General features: G+C 74.6%; 12 protein-coding genes. 6 read left to right on the top strand and 6 right to left on the bottom strand.

Features of this window, described 5'->3' with window-relative positions; all coding sequences use genetic code 11:
• Positions 1-4 precede the first annotated feature (4 nt).
• The 4 genes from ABZ807_RS09190 to cofC all read right to left on the bottom strand — a co-directional run bounded on the left by ABZ807_RS09190 (position 5) and on the right by cofC (position 4,179).
• Positions 5-889, bottom strand: coding sequence for an NUDIX hydrolase (locus tag ABZ807_RS09190; protein ID WP_357154620.1), 885 nt, complete (start codon positions 887-889; stop codon positions 5-7).
• A 98-nt stretch (positions 890-987) separates the two neighbouring features.
• Positions 988-3,276 carry an RNA degradosome polyphosphate kinase gene (locus ABZ807_RS09185; protein WP_357154618.1) on the bottom strand — a complete coding sequence of 763 codons (2,289 nt, stop codon included), beginning with the start codon at positions 3,274-3,276 and terminating at the stop codon, positions 988-990.
• A gap of 55 nt (positions 3,277-3,331) precedes the next feature.
• Positions 3,332-3,529, bottom strand: a complete 198-nt coding sequence (locus ABZ807_RS09180; RefSeq protein WP_357154617.1) for a cold-shock protein — start codon at positions 3,527-3,529, stop codon at positions 3,332-3,334.
• Positions 3,530-3,555: 26 nt separating this feature from the next.
• A complete protein-coding gene (cofC, locus tag ABZ807_RS09175) occupies positions 3,556-4,179 on the bottom strand; it encodes a 2-phospho-L-lactate guanylyltransferase (RefSeq protein ID WP_357154616.1) in 624 nt (207 codons plus the stop codon).
• 188 nt (positions 4,180-4,367) lie between these two features.
• Between cofC and ABZ807_RS09170 the strand changes: the two genes are divergently transcribed.
• The 6 genes from ABZ807_RS09170 to ABZ807_RS09145 all read left to right on the top strand — a co-directional run bounded on the left by ABZ807_RS09170 (position 4,368) and on the right by ABZ807_RS09145 (position 10,756).
• The gene (locus ABZ807_RS09170; protein WP_357154803.1) at positions 4,368-5,033 is read left to right on the top strand and encodes a lysophospholipid acyltransferase family protein; all 666 of its coding nucleotides are present in this window, start codon (positions 4,368-4,370) and stop codon (positions 5,031-5,033) included.
• 67 nt (positions 5,034-5,100) lie between these two features.
• Positions 5,101-6,108 (top strand): NAD(P)H-dependent glycerol-3-phosphate dehydrogenase, encoded by a 1,008-nt coding sequence (locus ABZ807_RS09165; protein WP_357154615.1) that lies wholly within the window; start codon positions 5,101-5,103, stop codon positions 6,106-6,108.
• Positions 6,105-7,247 (top strand): cystathionine gamma-lyase, encoded by a 1,143-nt coding sequence (locus ABZ807_RS09160; protein ID WP_357154613.1) that lies wholly within the window; start codon positions 6,105-6,107, stop codon positions 7,245-7,247. Before ABZ807_RS09165 ends, ABZ807_RS09160 begins: the two co-directional genes overlap by 4 nt.
• A gap of 138 nt (positions 7,248-7,385) precedes the next feature.
• Positions 7,386-8,177 carry a putative protein N(5)-glutamine methyltransferase gene (locus tag ABZ807_RS09155; RefSeq protein ID WP_357154611.1) on the top strand — a complete coding sequence of 264 codons (792 nt, stop codon included), beginning with the start codon at positions 7,386-7,388 and terminating at the stop codon, positions 8,175-8,177.
• A 154-nt stretch (positions 8,178-8,331) separates the two neighbouring features.
• Positions 8,332-9,384, top strand: a complete 1,053-nt coding sequence (locus ABZ807_RS09150; RefSeq protein ID WP_357154609.1) for an ROK family protein — start codon at positions 8,332-8,334, stop codon at positions 9,382-9,384.
• 271 nt (positions 9,385-9,655) lie between these two features.
• Positions 9,656-10,756 carry a D-alanine--D-alanine ligase family protein gene (locus tag ABZ807_RS09145; RefSeq protein ID WP_357154607.1) on the top strand — a complete coding sequence of 367 codons (1,101 nt, stop codon included), beginning with the start codon at positions 9,656-9,658 and terminating at the stop codon, positions 10,754-10,756.
• Between the two features lie 109 nt (positions 10,757-10,865).
• Here the strand turns inward: ABZ807_RS09145 and ABZ807_RS09140 are convergent, their stop codons facing one another.
• Positions 10,866-11,492 (bottom strand): DUF3515 family protein, encoded by a 627-nt coding sequence (locus ABZ807_RS09140; RefSeq protein ID WP_357154801.1) that lies wholly within the window; start codon positions 11,490-11,492, stop codon positions 10,866-10,868.
• Between the two features lie 9 nt (positions 11,493-11,501).
• Positions 11,502-11,735, bottom strand: a complete 234-nt coding sequence (locus tag ABZ807_RS09135) for an Lrp/AsnC ligand binding domain-containing protein (RefSeq protein WP_013284547.1) — start codon at positions 11,733-11,735, stop codon at positions 11,502-11,504.
• Positions 11,736-11,834 lie beyond the last annotated feature (99 nt).

The following is an 11,834-nucleotide window of genomic DNA, read 5'->3' as shown; positions in this document are numbered from 1 at the left end:
CGGCTCAGAGCTGTTCGGCGGCGACCAGCCGGTCGGCGGCGAAGGCGAGCAGCCAGCCACCGCCCTTCGGGGTGGTGAAGTCGTCGGGCCGCCCGGTCAACCGCTCCAGCGCGCCCGGGATCACCTTGCCCTGGCTGCACACCGCGACCGGCTCGCCGGCGGCGGCCAGTTCCGCCAGCCGGCCCGCGGCGGCCAGCGCGCACTCGTCGCCCAGCTGGCCCGGCCGCGGCTCGTCCAGGTCGCCGTGCACCTCGATCGGCAGGTCGAGCAGGGCGGCCGCCGGGTCGAGGGTCTGCACGCAGCGGCGCGCCGAGGCCGACAGCAACCGGGTGGGGCGGACCAGTGCCACCAGCGGGGCCAGCGCCTCGGCCTGGGCCCGGCCGGTCGCGTCCAGCGGACGCCCGTCGTCCGGGCCGGACCAGGTGGTCCGCTTGCCGGCCTGTGCGTGCCGGACCAGTGCGATCGTCGCGGTGATGCGGGGCAGCGCGGCGAACGCGGCCAGCACCTCCGCGTCGTGCGGGTAGCTGACCAGGCGGACCGCCTCGTCGACGGCGAGCCAGCGCACCTCGTCGACCTCGGTGCCGGGCTGGAAGCCGCCCTCGCCCACCGCCCGCATCGACCAGTGGTCCACCGTCTTCGGCCGGCCCTCGCTGCGGTAACGCACGGTGGGGAGCCGGACCTGCGGGACGGCCCGGACGTCGGTCTCCTCGGCCACCTCGCGGACGGCGGCCAGCAGCGGGTGCTCGCCGTGCTCGAGCTTGCCCTTCGGCAGCGACCAGTCGCCGTAGCGGGGCCGGTGCACCAGGCAGACCCGTACGCCACCGTCGGTGTCCGGCCGCCAGGCCACCCCGCCGGCCGCCCGGATGCCGACTGGTTGCTCCTGCACCATCTGGTCACCCTACGTCCGGGCGACCGCCGCACGGGCCGCTGAGGTTCCTCCGGTGGCACCTCGACGGGGCCCGGACGCGCCCCGGCCGGCCGCCCCGGTCAGCCGGCGGTCCCGCCGACCCGGCGCAGCAACAGTTCCTGCAGGCGCGTCAGCGGCTCCTCGGCAGTGCCGGTACGGCGGGTCCAGGTGCCGTCGCCGGCCAGCTCGAACGCGTCCACGTCGGGGCTGAACGCGGCGGTCAGCACGTGGTCGAGTTCGGCCCGGGCGACCGGGTCGCTCACCTGAACCAGGGCCTCCACCCGCCGGTCCAGGTTGCGGTGCATCAGGTCGGCCGAGCCCATCCAGAACTCCGCGTCGCCGTTGTTGCCGAACCGGAAGATCCGCGAGTGCTCCAGGAACCGGCCGAGGATGGAGCGGACCCGGATGTTCTCCGACAGCCCCGGCACCCCCGGCCGCAGCGTGCACATGCCCCGGATCAGCAGGTCGACGTGGACGCCGGCCCGGGACGCCCGGTAGAGCGCGTCGGTGATCTCCTCGTCGACCAGCGCGTTCACCTTGAACTGCACCAGCCCCGGCATGCCGAGGCGGACGTGCGCGATCTCCCGGTCGATCCGTTCGATCAGGCCGCTGCGGATGCCCTGCGGTGCCACCAGCAGCCGCCGGTACGCCGTCTGCCGGCTGTAGCCGGTGAGCACGTTGAACAGGTCGGTCAGGTCGGCGCCGATCTCCGGGTCGGCGGTGAGTACCCCGAAGTCCTCGTAGAGCCGGGCGGTCTTCGGGTGGTAGTTGCCGGTGCCGATGTGGCAGTAGCGGCGGATCTGGTTGCCCTCCTGGCGTACCACCAGGGCGGTCTTGCAGTGCGTCTTCAGGCCCACCAGGCCGTACACGACGTGGCAGCCGGCGCGCTCCAGGGTGCGTGCCCAGCCGATGTTGGCCACTTCGTCGAAGCGCGCCTTCAGCTCCACCAGCACCACCACCTGCTTGCCGGCGGCGGCCGCGTCGACCAGCGCGTCGACGATCGGGGAGTCGCCGCTGGTGCGGTAGAGGGTCTGCTTGATGGCGAGCACGTCCGGGTCGGCGGCGGCCTGCTCGATGAAGCGCTGCACGCTGGTGGCGAACGAGTGGTACGGGTGGTGCACCAGCACGTCCCCGTCCCGCAGGGTGGCGAAGACGCTGCGCGGCACCTCGCCCTCGGTGAGCCGGGGGTGGGTGGCCGGCACGAACGGCGGGTCCTTCAGGTCCGGCCGGTCGGCCTCGGCGTAGAGCTGCCAGAGCGCGGACAGGTCGAGCAGACCGGGCACCCGCAGCACCTCCTGGTCGTGCATGTCCAGCTCCCGGACGAGCAGCTCCAGCATGTGGTCGGAGATCGAGGCGTCCACCTCCAACCGGACCGGCGGGCCGAAGCGGCGCCGGGCCAGTTCCCGTTCGAGGGCCTGGAGCAGGTCCTCGTCGCGGTCCTCGTCGACCTCCACCTCGGCGTTGCGGGTGACCCGGAACAGGTGGCACTCGACCATCTGCATGCCGGAGAAGAGCTGCCCCAGGTGCACCGAGATCAGGTCCTCCACCGGCACCATCCGCACCCCGGGCTGGTCCCCGGTGACCCGGACGAACCGGGGCACGTTGTTCGGCACCTTGACCCGGGCGAAGAGCTCCGAGCCGCCGTCCGGGTCGCGGACCGTCACCGCCAGGTTGAGCGACCGCCCCGAGATGTACGGGAACGGGTGGGCCGGGTCGACCGCGAGGGGGGTCAGCACCGGGAAGATCTGTTCCCGGAAGTACGCGCGGAGCCGTTCCCGTTCGGGGTCGTCCAGGTCGGCCCAGCGCAGGACGCGGATGTCCTCGGCGGCCAGCTTCGGCAGCACGTCCTCGACGAAGCACGTGGCGTGCCGGGCGACCAGCGCCGCGGCCTTCTCGGCGACCAGCTCCAGCTGGGTGCGCAGCGGCATCCGGTCGCCGCCGCGCACCGGCAGGCCGGCCTGGAGTCGCCGCTTCAGCCCGGCGACCCGCACCATGTAGAACTCGTCCAGGTTGCTGGCGAAGATGGCCAGGAACTTGACCCGCTCCAGCAGCGGGGTGCGCGGGTCCTCGGCGAGCGCCAGCACCCGGGCGTTGAAGTCCAGCCAGGAGAGCTCCCGGTTGAGGAAGCGGTCCTCCGGCAGCGGCGCGGCGGCCCGCGGCTCGCCGTCCGGTCCGGTCGGCGGGGTGGGCCGATCGCCCGGGTCGAGCACCTCGTCCAGCCCGGCCGAGGCCCCGGCGGCGCTGGCGCCGGGGGAGTCGGGCGCGGTAGCGGCGGCACGGGTGCCGCCGCGGCGGCGGGCGCCGTTGCGGGAGCCGGTCGGGTCGGCGGCGTGGGACTGGCCGGCGGGGTGCTCGCGAGGGGTGCTCACCCGCTCATAATCACCCGATCCCGGTTAACGCAAAATGAACTCGGGCCGGTCGGCTTCAGGTCATCGTCGGCAATGTCACCCGGACGACCCCGCCGTCCGGACCGAGGTCCACCCGCAGCCGCTGCCCGAGGCGGAGCAGCCGCAGCCCGGAGGCGTCGAAGGCGTGCGCCGGGAAGGCCAGCTCGGTGCCGTCGTCCAGGAGCAGCACGCCGGTGCGGGTCCGCGCGTCGAAGGTTGCCACCGTGCCCTGCATGCCAGCACCGTACCCTGGGGCGCTCGTCAGCGGGCCGCGGCGAGTGCCGCCGTGCGCGGCCCCAGCCCGAGCCGCCGCGCCGCCGCCAGGTCGGCCGCGGTGTCCACGTCGCGGCGCAGCGAGGGCCACGGCCCGGCCAGCGGCAGCGCCCCGCTCGCGGCGTGCGCCGCCGCGGAGCCGACCCCGAACCGGGGATCCAGGGGCATCCCGGGTGGTGTGGTGAGCAGCACGGTGCCGCTGCCCGGGGAGTCGGCCACGAAGCGGCGTACCCCCGGGTCGTCGGCGGCGGCCCGCAGCGCCGCCGCCAGCTCCGCCGGGCGCAGCGCCGGCAGGTCGGCGGTGAGCCCCGCCACCCAGGCGCCCGCGGCGGCGGCCGCGGCACCGTGGCGGAGCGCGGCGTTCAGCCCGGCCTCCGGCTCGTCCGGCACGATCCGGGCACCGGCGCCGAGCAGCGCCGCCGCCTGCTCGTCGCCGGTCACCACCAGGACCTCGGCGACCGCGGGGCAGGCCCGCACCGCGCGGACCGTGTCGGCCGCCAGAGCCAGCGCCAGCTCCTCGTGGGGTACGGCCGGCAGCGCGCCCCGCAGCCGGCTCTTGGCCGCGCCCAGGCGCTTCACCGGCACCACCACGGTCCACCTCGGCTGACGCACGCGACAATCCTGCCAGCGCCGGCGGCGGTACCCTCACTGGCCGTACCCGGGACGAGCAGGCATGATTTCCGCTGCGGGCCGCACCGGCGGGTGCGGCGCGTGGGTCGGGGCGACGAGGAGGCAGGGTGACACGGCGCAGGAGGCTGGGTTTCTGGCGACGTTTCGCCGTGGCGCTGGTCAAGCCCCTGATGCTGGCCTGGACCCGGCGCACCGGGCGCGGCGCCGAGCAGCTGCGCCGTGACGGCGGCATCATCATCGTGCCCAACCACATCTCGCACGCCGACCCGCTGGTCTCCGCGCACTTCATCTACGATGCCGGCCGCTGGCCGCAGTACCTCGGCAAGGCCAGCGTGTTCCGGGTGCCGGTGATCGGCTGGATCCTGCACCGCTGCAAGCAGATCCCGGTGGAACGCGGCACCGCCGACGCGGTCAAGTCGCTGGACAAGCTGATCGCCGCGCTCGACTCCGGCGGCGCGGTGGTGATCTACCCGGAGGGCACCACCACCCGGGAGCCGCAGTTGTGGCCGATGAAGGGCAAGACCGGGGCGGCCCGGCTGGCGCTGGCCACCGGCGCGCCGGTCATCCCGATCGCGATGTGGGGCCCGGAGAAGCTGTTCGATCCGCGGACCAGCCGCTTCGGTCTGCGGCCCCGCATCCCGGTGACCGTGGTCGCCGGCGAGCCGGTCGACCTGAGCCGGTGGGCGGGCGCCACCCCGACCCGGGTGGTGCTGGAAGAGATGACCGACGAGATCATGTTGAGCCTGCGCGACCTGCTCGCCGGCATCCGGGGTGGCACGCCGCCCCCGCTGTGGGAACGTCCCGCCCGTCCGCGTACTCCCGAGGTGACCGAATGAGCGAGCGGATCGACCAGCGTAGTGCGTCGGTGCCTCATGGTGTTGCCGACCGAAGGGAGGCGACGGCATGAGCGGCCACGTGGCGGTGCTGGGAGCCGGTTCCTGGGGGACCGCCTTCGCCAAGATCCTCGCTGACGCCGGCCGGGACGTGACGATCTGGGCCCGGCGGGAGTCGGTGGCCGAGGCCATCCGGGCCCACCGGCGCAACCCGGACTACCTGCCCGACCTGCGGCTCCCCGAACGGGTCACCGCGACCGGCGAGGCCGCCAAGGCGATCTCCGGCGCCGAGCTGGTGGTGCTCTCGGTGCCCTCGCAGACGCTGCGCGGCAACCTCGCCGACTGGGCCGGCCACCTCGCCCCGGACTCGACCCTGGTCTCCCTGATGAAGGGGATCGAGTTGGGCACCACCAAGCGGATGAGCGAGGTGATCGTGGAGACCGCCGGGGTCAGCCCGGACCGGGTGGTGGTGGTCTCCGGCCCCAACCTGGCCCCCGAGATCGCCGCCGAGCAGCCCGCCGCGACCGTGGTCGCCGGCACCGACGCGCGCCGCGCCGCGCTGGTGCAGTCCTCGATCCGGACGCCGTACTTCCGCCCGTACACCAACGACGACGTGATCGGCTGCGAGCTGGGCGGGGCGGTCAAGAACGTGATCGCCCTGGCGTACGGGATCGCCACCGCGATGGGGTTCGGCGACAACACCCGGGCGATGCTGATGACCCGCGGGCTCGCCGAGACCGCCCGGCTGGGCGTGGCACTCGGTGCCGACCCGATCACCTTCGCCGGCCTGGCCGGCATGGGTGACCTGGTCGCCTCCTGTTCCTCGCCGCTGGCCCGCAACCGCACCTTCGGCGAGCACCTCGGCCGGGGGGAGACGCTGGAGCAGGCGCAGGCGGCGACCCGGCAGACCGCCGAGGGCGTGAAGAGCTGCCTGGCCATCCGGGACCTGGCCCGGGCGCACGGGGTGGAGATGCCGATCACCGAGCAGATCGAGCGGATCTGCCACGAGGGCATGGACCCCCGGCTCGCCGTGGACGCCCTGATGAGCCGCACCGCCAAGCCGGAGTCGTACGAGTGAGCGCTGCCGCGCCGCAGTGGCGGGACGGCACCCGCTGCGTCCGCGCCGGACTGCCGGAGCCTGCGCCGGGGGACCCGTTTCTGCCCGGGCCGGTCTTCGCCGCGCCCTACCACCTCGACCCCTGGGAGGGGCCGGCCGCCGCGGCGAACGGCTACGGCCGGCCGGACAACCCGACCCGCCGGCTGCTGGAATCGGCCATCGGCGAGCTGGAGGGGGGCGACTGCCGCGTCTTCGCCTCCGGGCAGGCGGCCATCACCGGGCTGCTGCTGGCCGTGCTGCGGCCCGGTGACACCGTGCTCCTTCCCGCCGACGGGTACTTCCCGGTGCGCGCCTTCGCCACCGCCACCCTGGAACAGCTGGGGGTACGGGTCGGGTTCGTGCCGACCGTCGGGCCGTACCCGTCGTTCGAGGGCGTCCGTCTGCTGATGCTGGAGACCCCGGCGAACCCCGGCCTGGACGTGGCCGACGTCGCCGCGCTCGCGGGGCGGGCGCACGCCGCGGGCACCCTGCTCGTGGTCGACAACACCACCGCCACCCCGCTCGGGCAGCGCCCGCTGGACCTCGGCGCCGACCTGGTGGTCGCCTCCGGCACCAAGGCGCTGACCGGGCACTCCGACCTGCTCCTCGGCTACGTCGCGGCCCGCTCGGCGGAGCTGCTGGAGACGCTGACCGCCTGGCGCACCACCACCGGTGCGGTCCCCGGGGCCTTCGACGCCTGGCTGGCGCACCGGTCACTGGCCACCCTCGACCTGCGGCTGGCCCGGCAGTCCGCCAACGCGGCGGCGGTCGCCGAGCTGCTCGCCGGGCGGGACGACGTGACCGGGTTGCGCTGGCCGGGGCGGCCGGAGGACCCGGCGTACCCGGTGGCGTCGGCGCAGATGCGGCGGATGCCCGGGGTGGTCTCCTTCGACCTCGGCGACGCCGACCGGGTGGGCCGGTTCGTCGCCGCCGCCCGGCTGGTCGCCGCCGCGACCTCCTTCGGTGGCCTGCACACCACCGCCGACCGGCGGGCGCAGTGGGGCGACGACACGGCGCCGGGCTTCGTGCGGCTCTCCTGCGGGGTCGAGGACACCGCCGACCTGGTCTCCGACATCGCCGCCGCGCTGGACGCCGCCGGGGCGGTCCGTCCGCTATCGTGATGCCGGCCCGCAGGAGGCCCCGACCCGAGGAGGTGAGTCCGATCCGCCCGACAGCAGGAACGGCGCTCCCCTCCGAGTCCCCGTCGCACCGCTAGGCGACGGCCGGGAGCGCCGACGAGCGTTCCCGAAAGGCACCCCATGGCACCGACCACGTTCCACTCCGACCGTACCGCCCTCGTCTCGCGGCTGCGCGCCGCCGGCTGCGTCTACGCCGAGGACGAGGCGGAACTGCTCCTCGCCGCCGCCGACTCCGCCGAGGCGCTGACCGCGCTCGTCGACCGCCGGGTCGCGGGCGTTCCCCTGGAACACCTGCTCGGGTGGGCCGAGTTCTGCGGGCTTCGGGTCGCCGTCGACCCCGGCGTCTTCGTGCCCCGCGCGCGTACCGCCCTGCTGGTGGAGGCCGCGGCCCAGGTTGCCGGGCCGGCGCCGGTGGTGGTCGACCTCTGCTGCGGCTCCGGGGCCACCACCCTGGCGCTCGCCGGGCGGCTCGCCCCCCGCTGGCTCGCCGCCGTCGACGTGGACTCGGCCGCGGTGGCCTGCGCCTGCCGCAACCTCGCTGGCCGGGATGTGCCGGTCCTGCGGGGCGACCTGTACGACCCGCTCCCGCCGGCCTGGCGGGGCCGCCTCGACCTGGTGGTGGCCAACGCCCCGTACGTGCCGACGGAGGCGGTGGCGCTGCTGCCGGCCGAGGCGCGGCTGCATGAGGCGCCGGTGGCCCTGGACGGCGGGGCGGACGGGCTGGCCGTGCTGCGCCGGGTGGCGGCCGGCGCGGTGGACTGGCTGGCGCCCGGTGGCCACCTGGTGGTCGAGATCAGCGACGGCCAGGCGGACGCGCTCTGCGCGTCGATGAGCGCGCTGGGTCTGCTGCCGACGGTGGTGCGCGCGCCGGAGTGGGAGGCCACCGCGGTCACCGCCTGCCGGCCGGGCTGACCGGGCCCACCGGCCGGGCCCACCGGTTTCGCGCGTCGGCCGGTGGGCGGCCCGGCGCGTCGCCGGGTCGTCGCGGTGGATGACCGTTCGCGGCCTGGCGGGTGCGGGAAACGGGAACTAGCCTCGCATCAGGTGCGGGCGGGAGGCGGTGGCGGTGGGCGGCGTGGACGTGCCGGTGGTGGTCGGTCTGGACAATGGCGGCACGAGCGACAACGCCACCGTGCTCACTGTGGACGGCCGTTTCCTGGTCGACGGGCTGCTGGAGATCCCCAGCGAGGTCGAGGCCGGCCCGGAGGCGGCGATCGAGGCGCTGGCCCGCGCGCTGGACGGCGTCCTCGCGCACACCGGCGTGCCCCGCGAGCTGGTGCGGGCGGTGGGGCTGGACACGCCGGGGCCGGCCAGCGCCACCGGGGTGATCTCCTCCCGGGGGTCGACCAACTTCGCCCAGCCGGCCTGGCACGGGTACGACGTGCGCGGCGCCCTGGAACGGCGGCTCGGCCTGCCGGTGGTCTACCACAACGACGGCAACGCCGCCGCGCTCTACGCCCATCACGTCCACTTCGGACCGTACGCGATGGCCCGGTCCTCGGTGTCGGCCATCGTGGGCACCGGGCTGGGCGGCGGCGTGGTGGAGAACGGCCGGGTGGTGACCGGGGCGGCGGGGATGGCCGGCGAGTTCGGGCACGTGCACATCCCGCTGACCGGCCTGCTCGCCCCCGGCCAGCCGGAGCCGACCTGCGCCTGCGGCTTCGTCGGGGATGCGGAGAGCATCGCCTCGCTGACCGGGATCCGGCGCAGCCTGCTGCCGTACTGGCTGGCCCGCCACCCCGGCCATCCGCTCGCGGCCGAGCCGGCCGCCCGGGCCGCCAAGCTGCTGCGGGGGTACGCCGAGCGCGGCGACGAGCTGGCCCGGGAGGTCTTCGCCCAGCAGGCGGCGGCACTCGGCCGGCTGTTCACCATCGCGGCCAACTTCACCGACCCGCACGCGTACTTCGTCGGGGGCGGCGTGGTGGAGGCGGCGCCGGAGTTCCGGGACTGGTTCCTCGCGACCGTGCGCGAGCACACCGTGCTCCGCGCGGAGCAGGCCGCGGTGGCCACCTTCGCGCTGGTCCCCGACCGTGACATGGCCGGCGCGCGGGGCGTGGCCATCGCCGCCCTGGAGACCCTGCGCGCCGCCCCCACCCCCCACCCCACCCTCGCCACCTGACCCCCTGACACCCATCGGGTTGATCAAGAAGTTTGCGTACCGGAACGCGCCGGGCGACAGCGGGTGAAGGTCGTCGCCGTCGGCCGCCGACACGGCGCCGTCCCCGCCGGTGCTGACTGAGCCGACCACGCACCGTATCGGTACGGGTGACTGTTTGCGAGGCAGCTACGCGTCCTCCCGGGTATCACCATCGGCGCGCCGCCACCCACAGTAAGGTCGACCGGGTGAGCGCCGCTGGCGGCTCCGCAGCCGCGTACCGAGAGGTGACCCAGTGACCACCCCAGGCAAGACCCGCGTGGCGATCGTCTTCGGCGGCCGCAGCCCCGAGCACGGCATCTCCTGCGTCAGCGCCGGCAGCGTGCTCGGCGCGCTGGACCCCGACGAGTTCGAGGTGGTGCCGGTCGGCATCACCCGCCAGGGGCAGTGGGTGCTGGCCAGCGGTGACCCGAGCCGGCTCGCCATCGCCGACCGGAAGCTCCCGGAGGTCACCGCCGGTTCCGGCACCGAGGTGGTGCTCCGCGCCGACCCGACCGCGGGCGGCCTGATGGTGCTCGACCCGGCCGAAGGTCCGCGGGCGCTCGCCGACGTGGACGTGGTCTTCCCGGTGCTGCACGGGGCGTACGGCGAGGACGGCACCATCCAGGGCATGCTGGAGATGGCCGACATCCCGTACGTGGGCGCGAACGTCTTCGCCTCGGCCGCGGCGATGGACAAGGAGTTCACCAAGAAGCTCTGCGCCGTCGAGGGCATCCCCGTCGGCCCGTACGCGGTGCTGCGCAACGGGATGACGCTCAGCGAGCGGGACAAGGAGCGGCTCGGCCTGCCGGTCTTCGTCAAGCCGTCCCGGGCCGGCTCGTCGTTCGGCATCACCAAGGTCGACGACTGGGCGCAGCTCGATGCGGCGGTCGCAGGAGCCCGCGAGATCGACACGAAGGTGCTGGTCGAGGGCGCGATCGCCGGCCGGGAGATCGAGTGCGGCGTGCTGGAGGGTGAGGCCGGCGGGGCGCCCGAGGCGTCCGTGCTGGCCGAGGTGCGGGTGGTCTCCGGCCACGACTGGTACGACTTCGAGGCCAAGTACATCGACGACGCCTGCGAGTACGACATCCCCGCCGGGCTGCCGGACGAGGTGACCCGGCAGGTGCGGGAGTACGCCACCCGGGCCTTCACCGCGCTGGACTGCTCCGGCCTGGCCCGGGTCGACTTCTTCGTCACCCCGGAGCTGGACGTCTACCTCAACGAGATCAACACGATGCCCGGCTTCACCCCGACGTCGATGTTCCCCCGGATGTGGGCGGCCTCCGGCCTGGAGTACCCCAAGCTGGTCAACCGCCTGATCCGCACCGCCCTGCACCGCGATACCGGCCCCCGCTGACCCCGCCCCGGCACCCGTACCCCAAAATCGGCCCTCTTTCACGGAGAGAGTGGCCTCCCGTGCGTGGAAGTTCACTCTTTCCGTGAAAGTGTGCCCGGGGTGGGGTGAGTCAGGCGGTGCAGCCGGCGGGGGCGGGGCCGGCGGACGGGACGGAGGCGACGACCACGTCGGAGATCGGGGCGATCCACTGCAACGGCTGGTCGTACGCGCGGGGCACGGTCACCCGGATCGCGGTCTCCCGGTCGACGGTGGTGAGCACGGTGGCGTCGGCCTCCTCGGCCGCGTACCAGCAGACCTTGTTGACCGTCCAGACATCGGCGGTGGCGGGGAAGGACGGCTCCGCGCCGCCGCAGGCCACGGTGAGCGCCGGGTCGCCGTACGCGGCGTTCTGCTCGGCGCCGGCGGTCACCGGACGCTGCGCCAGGTCCCGTACCGACGGCGGCAGCTGCGACATCAGCGCCCGGCAGACGGTGGCCGGGCGGGCGTCCAGCGCCGGGGCGGCCATCTCGACCGGGGCGGTGGACTGCGCGCGGGCGGTGCTGGCGGTCGGGCTGGGCTCGGCGGCCGGGGAGTCCGGTGCCAGCTTGGCGAAGGTGAACCCGGCCACGGCCACCGTCACCGGCACCGCGACCAGGGTGGCGAACAGCGCGGCCCGGCGGGTCGACCGGTCCCGGCCCGGCCTGCGGGCGGCGGTCGGCTCGGCCGGCTTCGCGCCGGCGGTCTGGGAGGAAGTGATCTCGTCCACTTACAGGCGCACCACCGAACATGTGAGGGTGCGGGTGATGCCGGGCACCATCTGCACCTTGCTGACGATGAGTTTGCCGAGCTCGTCGACGGTGTTCGCCTCGGTGAGCACCACCACGTCGTACGGCCCGGTGACGGCGTCGACCCGTACCACGCCGGCAAGGTCCGCGATCAGGCCGGCCACGTCACGCGCCCGGCCGACCTCGGTCTGGATGAGGATGTACGCCTGTACCACGACTCGACCTCCGTCCGTCGCCGCCCGTGGGCGGCCCGAAGGGTGAAACTACCTTACGGAGCAGGCGTGATCCCTATCGGTGGTCGAGGGGAAGCAGTG

It is taken from the genome of Micromonospora sp. NPDC047548 (assembly GCF_040642975.1).
Classification (GTDB): Bacteria; Actinomycetota; Actinomycetes; order Mycobacteriales; family Micromonosporaceae; genus Micromonospora.
This window is presented reverse-complemented; position numbering and strand designations above follow the sequence as displayed.